A 17,639-nucleotide genomic window follows, 5' to 3' on the forward strand; every position below is an offset into this window, starting at 1 on the left:
CTCGCGCGCAGGGGTTCGTCGGCCGCCCACAGGTCAGCAGCGCCGGCCGTCCCCTGCACCCTGCTACTGCGATGGCCCAGCGACGACGGTGTCCAGGGCGGTGTCCAGCTCCAGGTGGCGGTTCATGTCGAGCTCGAAGCGTCCGTACAGGTTCAGATGCGACCAGAACAGGGCGGTCAGCCCCCGACGGTCGGCCGGGCTCAGCCGCTTCTTCCAGCCAGGATCGCGCAGCACCATCTGGATCAGGTGCGTGTTGAGGTAGGTGATCGCGGCGGCGAGGAGGTGCAGCGCCAGCGCCGAGACCTCCGGGGTTGAGGAACCTGCGGACAGCCGTTGGCGGTACCCGCGAGTAACTTAGCTGGACGCTTCGGCAGGGCCCTTGGTCGGGATGAGTACGGGCGGATCGGGCTGGCCGGGCAGTAGCCCGGTAAGTGCGGTTCGGATGGCGGCCCGGCTCACTCCATGCGCACGGGCGAGAGCCGCGATCGAGGTGCCGTGGTCGGCGAACGCCGATCGCACCTCCTCAAGCCGGGCGCCGGCCAGCGCGGGTGGGCGGCCGCGATAGCGGCCTTCGGCTTCGGCGGCGGCGATCCCTTCGGCGGTCAGCTCGTTCTGCAGGTCGCGCTGGAACTGTCCGACCGCGGTGATCACGTTGATGAGCAGCGCGGTCGTGGCGTCGCCTGCGGCGAGGTCGTGGAAGTTCGACAGCGGGCCCGACAGCACGCGCAGGGCGACGCCGCGGGCCTGGCACCAGTCGCGGACGGCGTGGATGTCGATCAGGTCGCGGCACAGCCGAAACAGCTCCGAGACGGTCAGGACGTCGCCGGGTGCGCGGCGACCGCGACCTTCGCGAACGCGGGCCGCTCCAGCGCCGGGATCTTCGAGGTGGTCGCCGGGTCCTCAAACAGCAGCACCCCCTCGGCCGGGCGAAACCCTTCGGCGACGCCCTCGGTCCGCACCAGCAGCCCGGCCTCGGTGAGGATGTGCCGCTGCCGCAGCAGGGACTGGGTGGCGGTGGACGAGCGGGAGTAGACGATCCGCACCGGCGGCTCCTCGGATGGGGACGGGAGCCCTCTTCTATCTGTCGGGAAATCCTGTCGTCAATTCGGGCTCGAAAACATCCACCCGGAGCGGTGTTTTGTGCCGCGAAGTCTGATCTTCCGGGCCGCGGGGAGCCTGGTCGGCGGGGTGTCGGGAAATCACCTAATCCCGACAGGTCGGCCTACCTGGGGTTGAGCCGCATGGGTGAAGGGCGCCGCCGTTGCCCTCACACGGTTCAGGGCAGGACGATGGTGGCCATCCCAGCCAGGGCGCAGATGCCCCAGGGTTCGCAGCATCGGCCTTCTGAGGGCGAACGTCATGACGAGCGCGGTCGTGGCGGTTGCTGCGGCGCGATTCTCGTGATCGGTTCGCTGTCCGACCACGTTGGCCGGCGCCCGCTCATGATCGGAGCGCTCGCGATCGAGTTGGTGGCGATGCTCGTGTTTCTGTTCGCACCGTCGATCGGCTGGCTCATTACGGCCCGGATCGTCCAGGGGATCGCTACCGGCGCGGCCTCGAGCGCACTGAGCGCCGCGGTCGTGGAGCTCGCTCCCGAGCGTCACAAGAAACTGGGCGCGCTGATGACCGGCATGGCTCCGTTGGCCGGCCTGGGTATCGGAGCGCTCTTCGCGGGCATCCTCGCCCAGTTCGCGTCTGACCCCACGTTCGTGGTGCTGGTCGTGGTCATGGCCCTTGGAACGGTCTTCACCGTGTTCACGCCGGAGACCTCAACTCGCAAGCCCGGCGCAGTTGCGTCGCTGATTCCCCGGGTCTCGATACCGGCCCAGGTACGCGGCCTGTTTGTGTCTACCCTCCCGGTGACGATCAGCGCGTTCATGATGATGGCGCTGTTCCTCGGCCTGGTTCCCATCGTCCTCGCACTCGTTTTCGGGGTGAGAGACCCGTTCATCGGTGCCTTGGCCGCGTTCGTGACGTTCGGAGCTGGAACGGTCGTGTCGGCGATCACGACCGCCGTAGGTCCTCACCGGTTGAGGCTGCTCGGCGCGAGTGCAATGGTCATCGGCGCGACCCTGTTCATCGGGAGCGTCAGCGCCACCTCTTTGCCGCTGGTCTGGGCCGCGGCGGTGTTCGCCGGCGGCGGGCTTGGCGCGTCGTTTTTCGGTATCACCCGAGGGCTCGCACCTGAAGTGAAGCCCCACGAACGTGCGGGACTGTTCGCCGGGATCTACCTCGTCGCCTACCTCGCGATGGGCGTCTCCGCGATCATCGCGGGGCAGTTCGCGGGACCCGTCGGGGTGACCTCGATGGCGGTCGGGTTCGGGATCGCCATAGCCATCGTGGCCCTGGTGGGCGTCGTCGTCACCGCTGGGCCCGCCGGTCGCCGCCGAAACAAAGCGCGGCGCGTTGGACCGGCCCTCTGAGTTCATACGAGAAGTTCGAGCGAAAGGAACGCACGATGACATCACTGAAGAACGCGATCGTACTCGTGACTGGCGCCAACGGCGGCCTCGGTACCGAGTTCGTCCGGGTCGCCCTCGAGCGCGGCGCTCGCCGCGTCTACGCGACGGCCCGCAAGCCGCAGGAGTGGAACGACGATCGCATCGTGCCGCTGCCGTTGGACGTGACCGACTCCGCCTCGATCGACAAGGTTCTGGGCCAGGCCGCTGACACCACGATTCTGGTGAACAACGCAGCCGTCTTCCCGCGAGGCGACCTGCTGACGGCTCCGTTCGAGGACATCACAGCCAACATCGAGACCAACCTGCTCGGCCCCGTCCGCCTCACCCGCGCCTTCGCGCCCGGACTTCGTTCGGCCAAGGGTGCGTTGGTGAACGTCGGATCAGTGCTGAGCTGGTTCGCCGTCGGCAAGGCGCACAGCGTGTCCAAGGCCGGCCTGTGGATGGCGACCAACGCGCTGCGGCTCGAACTGGCCCCCGACGGTGTGCAGGTGCTCGGCGCCTACCTCGGCCCGACCGACACCCCAATGCAAGCGGGCGCCGACACCGCCAGCATGAACAAGCCAGCTGATGTCGTGGCCGCGATCTACGACGCGCTTGAGGCCGGCGAGCTCGAAGCGATCATCGATGAAATGACCAAGAACTGCACGCCGCGATCTCCCAGCCCGTCACCGCTCTGTACCCGGCGCTGGCCGCGCAGTAGCCCACCTGAAACCCGGTGTGGTCGATCCCGCGACCACACCGGGCTCCGGACCGGACTTTCCCACCAAAACGCCAAGGGAACGAACCGCGAAAGGAACGCAGATGAGGCTACGTATCGCGATCAACGGATTCGGCCGGATCGGCCGGATCGGCCGCAACGTCTTCCGGGCGGCGCCCGCCCGCGACACCGACCTCGATCTCGACGCCGGCTGCCTCGCGCTGCCGATGCTCGCCAGGCTTCAACGACCGGCGCGGCGACCCGCGCCTTCGCCCGCCCAGCTTCCGGGCTGGGAGCGTTCGCTTGGCGCCGGTGTCACGGGCTTTGGCGGACCGGCCCTGTTTATCGCAGATAGTGAGTCACTATCTGCGATAACGGGGTACTGATCGTCCGCGATGTCCCGGACGAGCCCTTGGGCCAGGCCTTGCTCGTTAGGTGTCGCGATCGCACCGGCGGGCTTGTGTGATCAACGGTGCTTATCTGCGGTTCCGGCCAGGGTGGTCGTGGACCGTGGCCGGTTCTACCGTGGGGATTCACACTCCGGCGGTGAGAGAGGTCAACGTGGATCCGATCGTTTTGGCTGCGGGCACCGCGCTGGTGACGGCGATGGCCACCGACGCCTGGCAGTCGGCCCGAGATGGTGCGGTCGCTCTGTGGCGTAAGGTCCGCCCCGAGCAGGCCGACGTCGTCGAGGCGGAGCTGGCCGAGGTTCGCAAGCAGGTGCTCGAAGCCCGCGGGGACAACGACGCCGACACCGAGCAGGCCCTGGTCGGGTCCTGGCAGGTCCGGCTGCAGCAGCTGCTCCGCGCAGATCCGTCCCTGGCGCAGGAGATCAAACGGGTGGTAGATGAGGTGCTCACCCCGGCGCTGGAGCCGGCCGATCAGGAGCGGGTCGGTTCGCTGACGATGAAGGCGACGGCCAGCGGGCATGGCCGCATCTATCAGGCTGGCCGCGACCAGACCATCCACGGGCGCTGAGCGCCGCATGCAGATGGAGGGACAGGCCTCCGGGCACGGCCGGGTGTACCAGGCCGGGCATGACCTGACCGTTTACGAGACGGGGTTGCCGGCGCTGCGACCGGTTGAGCAGGTGACCGCCCCGCCGAGGACGGTGAATCTCCCCGGGCATGCCGGGCTGTTCGTCGGACGCGCGAATGAGCTGGTCGAACTGGAAGCGGCCCTGCAGACCGGTGGCGGGGTCGTGGTGGCTGCGGTGCACGGGCTGGGCGGGGTGGGAAAGTCGACGCTGGCCGCCCGCTATGCCGCGGCGCAGGCCAAGGCGTGTAATCCGGTGTGGTGGATCACCGCCGACAGCCCGCCGGCGGTGCAGGCCGGGCTGGCCGCGCTGACGGTCGCGCTGCAGCCGGAGCTGGCCACGGCGTTGCCGTTGGAGGCCCTGGCCGAGCGTGCTGTGGCCTGGCTGGCCGCCCATGAGGGGTGGCTGCTGGTGCTGGACGATGTCATCGATCCCGACGATGTGGCGCCGCTGCTGGGGCGGACGCTGGACGGGCGGGTACTGGTGACCAGCCGGTTGGCCCAGGGCTGGTATCGCCTGGACGCCCACGTGATCTCGCTGGGCGTGCTGAGCGAGCGCGAGGCGATCGAGTTGCTCGCCCGGATCACCGGTCATCAGCCACCTGCCCCCGATGCGGAGATGCCTGAGGTGTTGGAGGGGGCGCGGGAGTTGGTGCGCGAGCTGGGCTGCCTGCCGCTGGCCATCGAGCAGGCGGGTGCGTACCTGCACCAGGTCAGGCTGACCCCGTACGCCTACCTGGCGGAGTTACGCCAGCAGCCGGCGGTGCTGTACGACCGGGCCGCACGCGGCTCCCCGGCCGAGCGGACCGTCGCCCGGATCTGGCGGCTGATCCTGGACCGACTGACTGGCACACCGCTAGCTGGGCAGCTGCTGCGCATCCTGGCCTGGTACGGCGCCGATCCCATCCCCCGCACCCTGCTGGAGGGCTTGGAGGGCCTGGGTAACTCGGGCATCTCCACACTGGAGATAGGTCACGCCCTGGGCGAGCTGGCCGCCTACAACATGATCACCCTCGACCGCGAGCACATCATCGTGCACCGCCTGGTCCAGGCCGTCGCCCGCACCTGCGACCCGGCCGACCCGCACCGGCAGGCCTCCGACATCGACACCGCCCGTGCCGTCGCCATCTCCCTGCTGGAGCGCGCCCGCCCTGACATATACGAAGTCCCGGCCTCCTGGCCGCAATGGCGGGCGCTGCTGCCCCACATCGACGCCGTGTTCGAGTACACCTCCCCCGACGCCGACACCGCCGACGCTCACCAACTGCTCCGTACCGTCGGCATGTTCTTGAACAGCCAGGGGGCCATCGACCGCTCCCTGGTCTATCTCAAGCGATGCATGGCCTTGGCTCAACGCGTCTACGACGCCGACCACCCCGCCGTACTCAACACGCGTGGCAGCCTGGCCTACGCCTACGAGACGGCGGGGGATCTGAGACAAGCGATCCCACTGATGGAGCACAACCTGGCAGAGGAAGAACGCATCCTAGGCACTGACCACGCCAACACGCTGACCGCGCGCAATAACCTCGCCGCCGCCTATGAGTCGGCGGGAGACCTGGGCCGGGCCATCCCGCTGTACGAGGCCACGCTGGCTGATCGGGAGCGGGTGCTGGGCGCCGACCACCCCCACACCCTGATCTCGCGCAACAACCTCGCCTACGCCTACTACGGGGCGGGGGATCTGGGCCGGGCCATCCCGCTGTTCGAGGCTACGCTGGCTGATCGGGAGCGGGTGCTGGGCGAGGACCACCCCGACACCCTGCAATCCCGCAACAACCTCGCCGGTGCCTATGAGTCGGCGGGAGACCTGGGCCGGGCCATCCCGCTGCACGAGGCCACGCTGGCCGATCGGGAGCGGGTGCTGGGCGCTGATCATCCCCACACCCTGTCCTCCCGCAACAACCTCGCCTCCGCCTACCGGAGGACGGGGGATCTGGGCCGCGCCATCCCGCTGCACGAGGCCACGCTGGCCGATCGGGAGCGGGTGCTGGGCGCCGACCACCCCGACACCCTGTTCTCCCGCAACAACCTCGCCTACGCCTACTACGCGGCGGGAGACCTGAGCCGGGCCATCCCGCTGTTCGAGGCCACGCTGGCCGACAGTGAGCGGGTGCTGGGCGCCGACCACCCTTTGACGAAGACTGTGAGGGCCAACCTGTCGGCGCTCGGATAGCCCATCGCTCGGTTGCGTCTTCCTACGCTGGCCATCTCTGATCGCTGGTGAGCTCTCGGGTGTGCCCGCTTTCGCGCAGTTGCCGCAGGTCCGGGATGTGGTTATACAGCGTCCCTGGGCTGACGCCGAGCAGCTTGGCGATCGAGGTGATCGAGTTCGCGGGGTTGGGCAACATGTCCCGGGCGGCCTCGTGCAGCGGGATGGCCCGCTCCAGGTCCCCCGCCGCCCGATAGGCGTCGGCGAGGTTGCTGCGGGAGGTCAGGGTGTCGGGGTGGTCGCCGCCCAAGACCCGCTCGCTGTCAGCGAGGGTGGCCTCGTGCAGCGGGATGGCCCGCTCCAGGTCCCCCGCCGCCCGATAGGCGTCGGCGAGGTTGCTGCGGGTGGTCAGGGTGTTGGGGTGGTCGGCGGCCAGGACCCGCTCGAAGTCGGCCAGCGTCGCCTTGTAGAGCGGGATGGCCCGGCTGAGATCGGCCAGATCTGTCAGGTATTGGCCGCACCAGGCGCGCAGCGTCAGCAGGTCAGGCGGGAGATCATCATCGCTGGAGAGGTGCCGGTAGAGGGTGTCGGTCTGGTCGATGAGCATCTCAACCGCGGCACGTGCGGTCCAAGTCTTGACGCCGTCGGGCAGGGTGGCGTTGAAGGCACTGAGCAGGTCGATGGCCTGGCCAATGACGGCGTTGAGGTCGCCGTGATAGGCGGCGCGGTCGCGCAACACGCGTTGCACCAGACGATGCATCACGATAGTGCTGCCGTCTTCGGTGAAGGTGATCAGGCTGGTGTCGGCCAGGTCGGCGAGCATCTCCCGGAGGCGCACCAGGTCGCCGTCAGTGCCGCCGAAGACCGCCAGCGGGATGCCGGCCGGGGACAGCACCGCAAGGATTGGCAGTAGTTGCCCGGCGAAGGGCAGGGCTTCCTCGGCCTGGGTGACCGACAGCAAGATCGCCTCTGCCGTACCGACCGGATAGGCGTCGCCCTCGTGGGCGGGCAGGTAGTCGCCGGCCGGGAACCCACGCAATAGGCGCAGGTAGGCGCCGTAGTCCAGGCGTAGCCGTGCGATCACTGCGGTGGCCTGGGCCAGCGCCAGCGGCAGGTGCCCCAGCTCTTCGGCAAGTTCGGCGGCGCCGACGGGGTCGTTCAGGCCGGTGCGCCGGTGCAGGAACGCGGCCGCCTGCTCGGGAGTGAACACGCCGACGTCGAGCGGCCGGTAAGCGAGCAGGAAAGCGCGGTTGCGGGTGGTGATGACTACGCGGGTGGCACCGGTGGCCGGGCACCAGCGGCGCACCTCCACGGCGTCGGTGGCGTTGTCAAAGACCAGTAGGGCCGGTCGGGTGGTGGCGGACAGCCAGACCTTGGCCCGGGCCGCGGCCGCCGCGGCGTCATCATCGGCTTCGCGCTGGCCGAGCCGCTCGGCCAGCGCGGCCAGCCCGGTCACGATCTGGTCAGCGCTTTCGGCGGCGACCCAGGCCACCACCGGCCAGCGCTCTGCCTGACAGGCCCAGGCGTAGGAGGCGGCCAGCAGCGTCTTGCCCACCCCCGGGGTGCCGGCCATCGCGCAGATCACTGCCGCTCCCCCGCTCGCGTCTCCGCTCTGGCCCGGGGCGAGGTCGCCGAGCCGGTCGGCCAGTTGCTGCAGCAGGTGCGGGCGGGGCTGGAAGCCAGGAGGGCATTGCGGGATATCCCCTTCGACGATCTGCCCCGGTTCAGGTTTCGGCGGGTAATTAGAGCTTGGTCATGGTCCTCCACCAGGGTCGATGAGGTCATGCGAGTCACGGTGGCAGGCCGGGCATCGCCACAGCATGGCGATCAGCGTGGTCTGGAGATGGGACACGACCTGGTAGAGGTTCAGGCCGTGTGCGTTCCTTTTGGGTTGAGGCGCTGTTCCAGGCAGAACAGGTGGGCTGCCGAGACGAGGGTGACATGGTGGTGGAATCCGGCGTAACCACGGCCTTCGTAGTCGCCCAGGCCGAGGGCCTGTTCCATCTCGCGGTAGTCAGTCTCGATGGACCAGCGGCTGGTCGCATGCTTGACCAGCGTCGATAGCGGAGTGTCGGCGGGCAGGTCGGTGATCCAGGCGCGAAACACCTCTTTGTCGTGCTGGTGTCGCCAGTGGACCAGCAACACGCGCTCGGGCAGCAGGCGGTGCTCGGTGGTCGCGATATAACCTCGTTCGATGATCCCGGCGATGTGCACCGGGATGGCGACGAACCACCCAGAGCGAGCCGGATGATTCGTCGTCTTGGGGCGATAGACGAACTGGCGGGCCCGGTACTGGTTGGCGCGGGCCAGTTGGCTGACTCCGATGGCGGGCCGTCGCTTGGCCCAGGGGCTGATCGGCGCTCCGGTGGCCGGCAGGACGGTCGTGTCACCGTTGACCGCCACCAGCCAACGGATATCGCGCTGGGTGAGTCCGTTGCGGAAGGCGACGTTGGTGCCGTAATCGCTGTCAGCGATGACCAGGGGCGGCCTCAGTCCCCATCCGGCGGCCTCGTCCACTAACTCCAGTGCGATCTGCTGTTTGGTGCGATGCACGAGTGCGGGTGGGATGCCGCTCTTGGTCCGGCGTTCAGGATCGTCGGCCCATGTCTGCGGGATGAATAGCCGCCAATGCAGCGGGGTGGAGCCGAGGTCGGACACGGCGTGCATCGAGACGGCGACCTGGCACAGGTGCTGCCCCCGTTCGCCACAGTGCTGCACGATCGCTCCCGCAGTGCCGTGGCCGTAGCGGACGAAGGGGTGGTCGTCGATCAGCCACGCCGCTGGATCGATCACCGCGACTGCTCGCGCGGCGATCCGCCGCATCACATCGGTGTAGTTCCAGGTGGACTGAGCGACGAAGTGGCCAAGGTTCTGCCGGGGCAGGCCCAACCGGCTGGCCATCGGCTCCACCGATTTCCGTCTTCCGTCCAGCATCAACCCGCGCAGATACTGCTGACCGTATCTGCGTTGGCCCTGGTAGCCGAGGTACTTGAAGATGTCACGGGTGAACTCCGTGAGGTCCTCATTTAGCGCTTCGACAGCGTGTAAGTCCATGGCACCCACGATGGGCTCGTCAGACAAGATTGTTCAGCTACACCTACACCGCTGAACAGATCGAGGATCATGACCAGGCTCTAGTAATGGTGGTTGATGGTCTGGCCACCGGCCGACTGGTACACCCGGCTCTCCCCGGAGGCGGTGGCCTCCGTCTGGATGTCCGGCTGCCGCTCTGGAGAATCGGGCGCGGAAGGGATGCTCATCGCTCGTTGATGGTCTGGTCGCCGCCGGCCTGATACACCCGGCCCTGGCCCGAGGCCTCCGCCCGCATCTGCACATTCCGCGCCCCGTCCCCGGTCGAGACGATGCCGGTGTTGTCGCCGCCGATGGCGATCGACCGCTCGCCCGAGGCCGACACCTGCGGCAACGTCTTTTGCGTAGCGTCCGGCGCGTCCGGTGTAGCGACGGCAGCCGGCTGGGCGCGGTCGGCGCGCACCTGCGCCCGCAACGCCACCACGGCGACCACCAGCCCGGCCACACCGACCACCATGCCGGTGAACATGCCGACCACGCTGGCCCGCTGATCCAGCACTGCCAACACGTCCTCGGGCAGGTGCAGCGGATCGGCGAAGAACCAGACCAGCCCCACCGCGAGTGAGGCCGCCAACACCACGACCGCGATCACCGCCACGGCGCGCCACAGCCGCGAACCGGGTGTGCCTGCCGACCCTGGCGTCGTCTTCGACATGCGTCCAGAGTGCTCCCGAACTGGCGCGAGCGGGACCCAAAGTAGCGAACGCGTTACCTGCCACCACGACGACGCGAAACGGTCGTTTGCGGGACGGTCGTGAAGGCCTTCGCCCTGATCACGTTTCCGCAGGAACGATCGTCCCGAAACCCGTTGTCACTTTTCGAAGTGGTCTGCACGGATGTCCTGGGCTTTCGGGCATCCGTGCAGACGACTGTGAAGCACCGGCTTGTTCGTAGTCCTCTGCGCTACGGTGCATTTGTTCCGTACTCGCGTGCGCGACGGTGAGGTCCCTGCATGGACGGCGGGCGGGCGCAGATCATCGAGCGGGGCGTGTTGACGGCCCCGGATGAGGCGTGGGACGTGGCGGTAGGCCAGGCGGAGGTGATCGGCCGGCTGGCCGCCGGGCCGCGGGTGGGGTTGGCGGCCGCGGATGCCGCGGCGGCCGAGCTGAGCATTTCACGGCGCCAGGTGTACGTGCTGCTGGGGCGGTGGCGTGCGGGTGAGGGCGTCGTTTCAGATCTGCTGCCCCGGCGCTCCAGCGGCGGCCGGAGACTCGGCCGGGTGCCGGCGGCGGTCGAGGCGGTGATGGCCGAGGTGATCCGTTCGCGGTATCTGGACCGGCAGCGGCGCTCGGTAGCGGTGGTCTACCGGGAGGTCGTACGCCGGTGTCGGGCCGGCGGGCTGCCGGTGCCGGCGCGCAGCACGTTGGAGCGGCGGATCGAGGCGCTGGATCCGGCGGCGGCCGCCGCGGCGCGGGAAGGCGCCGACGGGGCGCGCCGCCTGCGGCCGGCGGGCGGGGAACCACCGAGCCCCTCCAGCCGGGCACCCGCAATGCCTGGGTCGTGGGCGCGCTCTCCGGCAATGGGGAGGAAGACAGCTTCCCCGTGATCTGGACGACCGCCCCGGCAGGTTCCGCGCGACCCGCAGATCCTTCACCAGCGCCGGCGCCGACTCCAGCCTCCTCGTCTTCACCATCACGGCAAGACGAACGACCAGGACGATAGACCTTCAGAATCGCTGAAGTCTCATCAACGCCTGAAGAAGCCGCAGCGTCAGCAGATAAGCCCAGGTCCTGCGGTTACCGCACCTGCATCGCCGCGGTGGTGCCCGCCGAGGCCGCCCGCACGCGCGGCCAGCTGCAGAACACCGTCGAACAGAGCGCCGCCGAGGCTGAGCAGACCCGGCGCGACTACGAACGGTTGCACCGCGCCGCCGACGCCGCGCTGGAGGCCCGCGAGGTGCTGTGGGCCCGCGCCTACCTGCGCGTGTGGGCGGTACTCGACCGGCTCGCCAACGACTTCTTCGACGAGGTCGAGCGGGTGGTTGTCGCCGAACTGGAGGCCGAACGCAACCGCCCCGCCCTTGGCGTCGGCGGCCGTGACGAGGATGACGACGAGTGGGGCCAGGACGGGCCGCCAGTCGACTACCTGGCCGACGTGACCCAGCTGCGCGATCAGGAGAAGGCCCGCCGCGACTTCGCCCACAGCATCGAGGACCGCGTCGCCGAACTCGAGCGGGCCGACGCCCGCTTCCAGCCCGGCCAGCAGCACACCCTGGACTGGACCGGCCGGGCCGAACGCATCGAACACCTCATCGGCGTCATCGCCGCCGACGGCCCGGACGACGTCACCGACTACACCGCCCGGGAGATCTGGACCGGCGCCGCGGGCGTCATCGGCGGCCCGCCGGTTACCTCCTACGCCTGCCTGGCCAAGCAGCTGCACCTGGCGCCGGACTCCGCCCGCCGGGCCATGGTCGAGCTGCACCAGGCCGGACGCGTGAAGCTGTACCGGTACTTCCACGGCCGCCAGAGCGAGGTGAACCCGGCCCAGCTGCACGAGCAAGCCACCTTCCACCTGGTCCTCATCGGCGACTGCGAAGGCGTCGGCCACCCCCGGCCGAAGGTGATCGTCGACCTGTGACGCCGCTGAGCAGGCACATTCCCCCTCCGCCGACCCGGGTCACGGCGTACCGTCACGGTCGTGACCCTCGCTCCCCCGGCCCGGAACACGGCCGACATCGCCGCCGACGCCTGCCATCGCTTCGCCACGCACCTGGAGTTGCTGGCGCACCAGCTCGGCGAGGCCGCCCTGGAACCGGGCGATCGTGAACGCCTGGCCGCCCCGCTGGAGGCGGTCGAAAAGGCGGTCGCCAAGGTGGCCGCGAACGTCGGCTCGATGGAGAGCTGACCCGCCCCCACAGTCCGCGTCCACCTGGCCCAAGGAGTTGCACATTGGCCGCTGGCCTCCGATCTCCCACTCCACGGCGGTGAGCACGAAGTATCGAGGTGGGGCCGGCAACTGCTCTGCGTCCAGGCAAACGCCATCGAGGCACGTTCGCACTCAAGATTTACAAATGTAGTGCCGGAATCTACGGATAATTCACCACTGTGCGTCCTTATGGCTCCGCTAAGAGGGCATGGGTGTTTGTGGCATCACATGGGATCCCGGCCTATGCGTCGGCCGATTCTGGAGGGTCACATGCCAGTCATACACCTCGCGTCAGGCCCCAACAGCGATAAGCGTCCACAAATCTTCGCATCAAAAGACGATGGGAGCGTGTGGACCATGTGGAAAATCAGCACGGCTCCGAACGCACCATGGTCTTCATGGGAACGCTTCAATCCACAGATGGGCCCCCGAAGGGTCTTCGACACTGCCCAATACCCTAACGGGGTGCTCCAGGTCTTCGGATCCGCTGACGCCCCGACCGCCGTTCAAGGCATCGTCAGAAGAAAGGAATCGACCGCCCCATTCGCCCTCTGGACCAATTGGACGGTCCTGGGCTTCGGACCGCCGAACGTTCACCACGTCGCTGCCGACGTGCTCCAGGACGGACGGCTGCATGCGTTCGGCGTATGCAACACCGGCGGAGGCGAGCTGCACGTGATGGCAACGTGGAAGCAAACCAGCGCCGTGGACTCCGGCTGGGTCACACCTGTGGAGATGACGACGGGCACTCTGTCACGACCACGTGTGCTGGCAGTGCTCCGCCTCAGCGACGGACGGCTGCAAATCGTCGGTGCCAACGGCCAACGCCTCATCACCACGTGGAAAGCCACCTCCGACCCCAGCGCGGCCTGGACGCCATGGCAGGAGTTTCCGTCCCCGGAACCCGTGCGGACGGCTCGCGTCCTGTGTACGAGTTCCATCGCGGACGGGCGACCGGTCGTTTTCGCCACCAACAAAGACGGTGAATTTCAGAGCTGCCACAAGCAAACAACCAACCCCAACGCGGCCTGGTCACCATGGGGCCCATGGTCCGGGCCAGGGCTCCTGGCCGTGACTGCCGCACAGCTCACCGACGGGCGCATTCAAGTCTTCGGCGTGAGCAAGGACAATAAATTGTGGACGAGTTGGGGAGCGGGAGATCCGCCGAATGGCTCATGGGCGCCATGGTCAACGCATCCCATCCCCTAGCCCGTCATTCACGTTATCAGGAGTAAAACGGGGTTCCCGGACGTCCAGCGCGGACCCTCACCCCCTTTTAGCGCGGTCCAGAGCATCCGCGATCGGGAGGCATCGGGTGCTGATCAGGACCGTCACGACGGGTCGTCGGCCTCGGCGGCGGCCTGTGACCTGAGGGGCTGGCAGGTCCACGACCGTGATGGGCGGCTCGTCACCACGCTGCCCGCCGACGACGCGCACGGGCACGGCGTGGTGGTCGAGTTGGACCTCGCCCGGCGCGCGGCGGCCGTGCTGGGGGTGCCACCGGAATACGACAGAAACGGGCCGTGCGGCGTATCGCTGGCTGTGGACGTCGATTCGGGTCACCGTGGTGGTGTGAAGCCTGTCTCGATCCTCGTACTGGTGCTCTCGCTGCTGGCGGTTGCCGGGCTGATGTTGGGCCCGGGCGCGGTATGGGTGCTGGAGAACGTGGATGGTCTAACCCAGGACGATGGTGTCGCGCCAGCGATCACTTCGTCACCGATCACGCCACCGGCGTCACCATCAGCGACTCCAGCGACACTGCCAACGGGTCCGAAGGAGCTGGCTGCCAAGGATTGGGCGTCGGCGGTGGCAGCGGTGCGTGGCAACATGCTGGCCATCGCTACCGGCCTGGCCGCGCTGGTCGCTGTGATCTACACCGCGCGCAACGCCGACACCGCCCGGCGCGCCTTCCAGCTCGGCGAGCGCGGCCACGTGACCGACCGCTACGGCAAGGCCGTCGAGCAGCTCGGCAACGCACGGGCCCCGGTGCGGCTGGGCGGACTGTACGCCCTGGAACAGCTCGCCCAGGACGCCCCTGGCTTACGGCAGACCATCGTGGACGTGATCTGCGCATATCTCAGGATGCCGTACACCCCGTCCTCGGACGAGACCGGCCGGGCCGAGCCCGCCGGACCAAGCGCCTCTGACAGCGGCGTCTCCGCGCCGGCGGGCCGAGATTTCCACGAGGAGCGTCAGGTCCGCCTGACCGCCCAGCGCATCCTCACCGCGCACCTGCGCTACCAGGATCCGCCCGCCCGCCACTGGGCCGCTGGAGCGGCTCGATCTGGTACATCGTGCGAACAATCCCGAGCTGACCAAGCGATACTTCCCGCGAGTCTCCAGGCAGCCGCCGCACCCACATTCACGTACGCGAGCTCGGGAGCTTCTCCCAGCAGCTGCCCCTGCTGTTCCGCGACTACCTGCGTGCCCATCCCGTCACCGCGGCCGAGTTCGCCCAGATCAAGCGGCAATGCGCGCGGCAGTTCCGCGATGACCGGCAACGGTATGTCTCTGCCAAGGAGCCCTTCGTCTGGGACATCGTGCGGCGCGCCGACGCGTGGGCTCAGAGCGTCGGCCGGCGATCGGGCCCCGAGCGACACCTGATCCGACCGACAGCATGATCTGGACGTCTCATGCGGTGACTGCCAGGGTTGGCGATCGGGTTGGTGATCTGCAGGATGGTCTTCTGCGCAGTGCCGGATGCCATGTCCTCGGCGATAGCGGTGTACTTGGCCATGTATCCCCCCGAATGCTTGGCTCGGGCGGGAGTATGCCGATCAAGGTTGCTTACGTCGCTCTGGGCCGCGTAACGTCACTGCTGCAACCCTCGCCAGCCTTTCAACGGCTGTCCTCTGCACGGGGGGCATCGCGCATTCGGCCCGGTGCCTTCCCCGCATAGAGGAGGGCCGGTATGTCCCACAAGGAGCCTCAGCCGCGTAGCCCCTGGTGGTGGTTACCGGGGACGCTTTCAGCGATCGCATCGTTGGCGCGTCTGGCGTACGACTTTGTGCGCGACCACAGCTCGTTGAGGTAATCCAACGCCCCCGGGACTGCCCGGGGGCGTTGGGGCTCATCGCCATGAGGTCAGCACGGGCATCGCGCTGAGGCCGGGGGGCGAGGAACCCAGGGACAGCCATAAGCGGTACCCGCCGGCAACATCACTCCCCGACCGGACAGATTCCAGATTCTGTCTGGTCGAGACCGTTCCGAAGATCGAAAAGTACGCCAAATAGCGATCCCAGAATCACGCCATAGAGCAATCCAAGTCACACCTGAGACAGACATCGAGACCGCCGCCCGGGTCGAACTCCGGGCGGCGGCTCGATGTCGTACGGCGTCGGATGGCTCAGCCGCGCCAGAGGTGGATCACCTTGGTGTTGTCGTTCAACGCGCCGATATTGCGAACCGGCAGCGCGTGGTACTCGTAGTACCCGCCCTCGCTCGTGAGCTTCGACCAGGTGCAGCTGTTGTGGCCGATGACCGATGAGAGTGCGTAGGCGTACTGGCCGTCCAGGATGAAGGTATAGCCCTCGTGGTCACACGGACCGTACTGGCCGTAGAGCTCCACCATCAGGTCGCCGTAGTCCTGATGGCGGTACAGCGACGCCAGCTTGGTGTCCGCCGCGATCGATACACCACCCTCGACTCCAGCCTTGCGATGCGCATCGGCCGCGGAGACTGTCGAGCACTCCTTCGAGAGCACCTTGGAGACCCCGTTGGCATCGCGTTCCTTACTCAAAATCACCGCGCAGTATTCGCCCTTCTCGACGGCAGCCGCCGCGGCCGGAGTCAGGAACGCTCCGACGCCGACGACGGCGGTCGCGAGGGCGGCCAATGCCGCCCGAACGTTGAGATACATGGTGCGGATTCGGTTGCGCATGCTCAGGTGAACCTTTCATTCCGTGGGCCGGCATCAGGTCGAGCCGTCCCTTCTGCGGAGAGTCGGCCCGCTCACTGTCGCAGGAAGAAATCACGCGCCGCGAAGCTTGTAAGTCCTGGCTTAACCATGCCGCTCAGGGTCTTGCGTGACCGCTTGGCGGCATGCGGTGACGGCGATGCCGACGCGTATGGGGGGCGGATGCGCAGGATTCACTTCACGGCCGACGACCTGGCGCGGGTGCGGGTGGCGCCGACGTTGGGTCCCATGGCCGAGACCCTGTTCAGCCTGTACGCGCTGCGCGGGCGGGTGGCGGAGACGATGTTCGGTGGGTGGCGGCGTCGTGTACGGGAAGCCCTTGACTCGCGGTTCGCGGTCCTGGCCGCTATCACGCCCGCGCGACCGCCGAGCTTTGACATGGCCTTCCTCGCCGGGCAGGGCCGCGACCTGGCCGAGAGCGCCGAGACCTTCCTGGCCAGTCCCCGGCAGGCCGTCCGGGCGGAGCTGGACTTCTACGCCAGCCATCACGGGCGCGTGCCGACCGCGCTTGCCGGGCTCGTCGAGAGCCTCGACGTCCGGCGGGAGGTGCTGTCCACGGTGCAGGCGTACCACCATGCCGCTGTCGGCCCGCATTGGCGGCGCATTCGCGCGCACCTCGACGCCGAGCGCGCCCAGCGCGGCACGATCCTGCTCGATCACGGTGTCGACGGACTGCTGTCCAGCCTGCACCCCAACATCCGGTGGATACCGCCGACCCTCCACGTCAATGCAGGCGACCAGTTCGACGCCGACTTCACCCTCGATGGACGGGGGCTGCTGCTGGTGTCGTCGTTCTTCCTGCGCGTCCCAGCGGTGATGTACGAGCCGGGCGATCCCGCCGACTGCATCCTGATCTACCCTGCCGCGCTCGGCGTCGACCACGCCGCGGGCATCTGGACGGGCGGCCCGTCGACACGGGCGCTGGCCAACCTCCTCGGGCGGACCCGCGCGTTGGTGCTCACCGCCATCGCCGACGGCGTGACCACCACCGGCGCCCTGGCCCGGCGCCTGGACATCTCCTCGGCGGCCATCAGCCAGCACACTGCCGTGCTACGCGAGGCAGGCCTGATCACCACACGCCGGCATCACGGCAGCGTCCTGCACCACCCCACCCAGACCGGCCTGACCCTCCTCGACCAGGACGACACTCCCCGCCTGATGCCCTGACACCAGCTCAACGCGCGTCACCGTGGCGTCGTCCAGCACATACGGCTTGGCCAGGCCGCGTTCCAGGGTGTCGTTTCCACTGACAGAAACTGGCTCTGGCGCTGATCTTGTTGCGGAGTCGGCCGGGTTCGTGTTGTTCCTGCGTCGAGGGGTGCGTTTTGGTGATGCTGGTGCGCGTGCATAGATCAGGGGTTTGAGTTACTGCTGCCGCATTTTGCCTCAGCCCGCGTGGATTCAGTGCAGGTCGAGGAA

At 68.1% G+C, this 17,639-nt stretch carries 18 protein-coding genes; 10 read left to right on the plus strand and 8 right to left on the minus strand.

The genetic code is table 11. The annotated features are described in order from the left end of the window. Nucleotides 1-63: 63 nt before the first annotated feature. Genes ACIBI9_RS65685 through ACIBI9_RS65695 form a run of 3 tightly spaced genes read right to left on the minus strand, consistent with a single transcriptional unit; the run spans nucleotide 64 to nucleotide 1,043 of the window. A complete protein-coding gene (locus ACIBI9_RS65685) occupies nucleotides 64-330 on the minus strand; it encodes a Tn3 family transposase (protein WP_397238914.1) in 267 nt (88 codons plus the stop codon). 24 nt (nucleotides 331-354) lie between these two features. After that, a complete protein-coding gene (locus ACIBI9_RS65690) occupies nucleotides 355-816 on the minus strand; it encodes a recombinase family protein (protein ID WP_397238916.1) in 462 nt (153 codons plus the stop codon). Then, nucleotides 813-1,043 (minus strand): hypothetical protein, encoded by a 231-nt coding sequence (locus ACIBI9_RS65695; RefSeq protein WP_397238881.1) that lies wholly within the window; start codon nucleotides 1,041-1,043, stop codon nucleotides 813-815. Before ACIBI9_RS65695 ends, ACIBI9_RS65690 begins: the two co-directional genes overlap by 4 nt. A gap of 246 nt (nucleotides 1,044-1,289) precedes the next feature. On the opposite strand from ACIBI9_RS65695, the gene ACIBI9_RS65700 reads away from it, so the two are divergent. The 4 genes from ACIBI9_RS65700 (at nucleotide 1,290) to fxsT (ending at nucleotide 6,370) form a co-directional block, all read left to right on the plus strand. After that, entirely contained in the window at nucleotides 1,290-2,423 is a 1,134-nt protein-coding gene (locus ACIBI9_RS65700; protein WP_397238883.1) for an MFS transporter, read from the plus strand. 35 nt (nucleotides 2,424-2,458) lie between these two features. Further along, complete coding sequence (locus ACIBI9_RS65705; protein ID WP_397238885.1) at nucleotides 2,459-3,514, plus strand: SDR family oxidoreductase; 1,056 nt, start codon at nucleotides 2,459-2,461, stop codon at nucleotides 3,512-3,514. Nucleotides 3,515-3,705: 191 nt separating this feature from the next. Continuing rightward, the gene (locus ACIBI9_RS65710) at nucleotides 3,706-4,137 is read left to right on the plus strand and encodes a hypothetical protein (RefSeq protein ID WP_397238887.1); all 432 of its coding nucleotides are present in this window, start codon (nucleotides 3,706-3,708) and stop codon (nucleotides 4,135-4,137) included. A gap of 7 nt (nucleotides 4,138-4,144) precedes the next feature. Continuing rightward, nucleotides 4,145-6,370 (plus strand): FxSxx-COOH system tetratricopeptide repeat protein, encoded by a 2,226-nt coding sequence (fxsT, locus tag ACIBI9_RS65715; protein WP_397238889.1) that lies wholly within the window; start codon nucleotides 4,145-4,147, stop codon nucleotides 6,368-6,370. Nucleotides 6,371-6,392: 22 nt separating this feature from the next. Here the strand turns inward: fxsT and ACIBI9_RS65720 are convergent, their stop codons facing one another. The 4 genes from ACIBI9_RS65720 to ACIBI9_RS65735 form a co-directional block, all read right to left on the minus strand. Further along, on the minus strand, nucleotides 6,393-7,919 hold the full coding sequence (locus ACIBI9_RS65720) for a tetratricopeptide repeat protein (RefSeq protein WP_397238891.1): 1,527 nt from the start codon (nucleotides 7,917-7,919) through the stop codon (nucleotides 6,393-6,395). A gap of 293 nt (nucleotides 7,920-8,212) precedes the next feature. Beyond that, nucleotides 8,213-9,400, minus strand: coding sequence for an IS701 family transposase (locus ACIBI9_RS65725; RefSeq protein WP_397238893.1), 1,188 nt, complete (start codon nucleotides 9,398-9,400; stop codon nucleotides 8,213-8,215). 80 nt (nucleotides 9,401-9,480) lie between these two features. Continuing rightward, on the minus strand, nucleotides 9,481-9,606 hold the full coding sequence (locus ACIBI9_RS65730; RefSeq protein WP_397238895.1) for a hypothetical protein: 126 nt from the start codon (nucleotides 9,604-9,606) through the stop codon (nucleotides 9,481-9,483). Then, nucleotides 9,603-10,091: a hypothetical protein gene (locus tag ACIBI9_RS65735; protein WP_397238897.1), complete on the minus strand. Its 489-nt coding sequence runs from the start codon at nucleotides 10,089-10,091 to the stop codon at nucleotides 9,603-9,605. The genes ACIBI9_RS65730 and ACIBI9_RS65735 overlap by 4 nt, the downstream gene beginning before the upstream one ends. 297 nt (nucleotides 10,092-10,388) lie before the next feature. Between ACIBI9_RS65735 and ACIBI9_RS65740 the strand changes: the two genes are divergently transcribed. From ACIBI9_RS65740 to ACIBI9_RS65760, 5 genes are all read left to right on the plus strand, one after another. Further along, complete coding sequence (locus ACIBI9_RS65740) at nucleotides 10,389-10,982, plus strand: DNA-binding domain-containing protein (protein ID WP_397238899.1); 594 nt, start codon at nucleotides 10,389-10,391, stop codon at nucleotides 10,980-10,982. 212 nt (nucleotides 10,983-11,194) lie between these two features. Further along, nucleotides 11,195-12,016 carry a hypothetical protein gene (locus ACIBI9_RS65745; RefSeq protein WP_397238901.1) on the plus strand — a complete coding sequence of 274 codons (822 nt, stop codon included), beginning with the start codon at nucleotides 11,195-11,197 and terminating at the stop codon, nucleotides 12,014-12,016. 60 nt (nucleotides 12,017-12,076) lie between these two features. After that, nucleotides 12,077-12,283, plus strand: a complete 207-nt coding sequence (locus tag ACIBI9_RS65750; protein WP_397238903.1) for a hypothetical protein — start codon at nucleotides 12,077-12,079, stop codon at nucleotides 12,281-12,283. Between the two features lie 486 nt (nucleotides 12,284-12,769). Next, a complete protein-coding gene (locus ACIBI9_RS65755; RefSeq protein ID WP_397238905.1) occupies nucleotides 12,770-13,513 on the plus strand; it encodes a hypothetical protein in 744 nt (247 codons plus the stop codon). A 1,187-nt stretch (nucleotides 13,514-14,700) separates the two neighbouring features. After that, the gene (locus tag ACIBI9_RS65760) at nucleotides 14,701-14,925 is read left to right on the plus strand and encodes a GrpB family protein (protein ID WP_397238918.1); all 225 of its coding nucleotides are present in this window, start codon (nucleotides 14,701-14,703) and stop codon (nucleotides 14,923-14,925) included. A gap of 725 nt (nucleotides 14,926-15,650) precedes the next feature. On the opposite strand, the gene ACIBI9_RS65765 is transcribed toward ACIBI9_RS65760, so the two are convergent. Beyond that, nucleotides 15,651-16,184: a hypothetical protein gene (locus ACIBI9_RS65765; RefSeq protein ID WP_397238906.1), complete on the minus strand. Its 534-nt coding sequence runs from the start codon at nucleotides 16,182-16,184 to the stop codon at nucleotides 15,651-15,653. A 198-nt stretch (nucleotides 16,185-16,382) separates the two neighbouring features. On the opposite strand from ACIBI9_RS65765, the gene ACIBI9_RS65770 reads away from it, so the two are divergent. Beyond that, nucleotides 16,383-17,387, plus strand: coding sequence for an ArsR/SmtB family transcription factor (locus ACIBI9_RS65770; RefSeq protein ID WP_397238908.1), 1,005 nt, complete (start codon nucleotides 16,383-16,385; stop codon nucleotides 17,385-17,387). Nucleotides 17,388-17,639: the final 252 nt, after the last annotated feature.

It is taken from the genome of Nonomuraea sp. NPDC050451 (genome assembly GCF_044458585.1).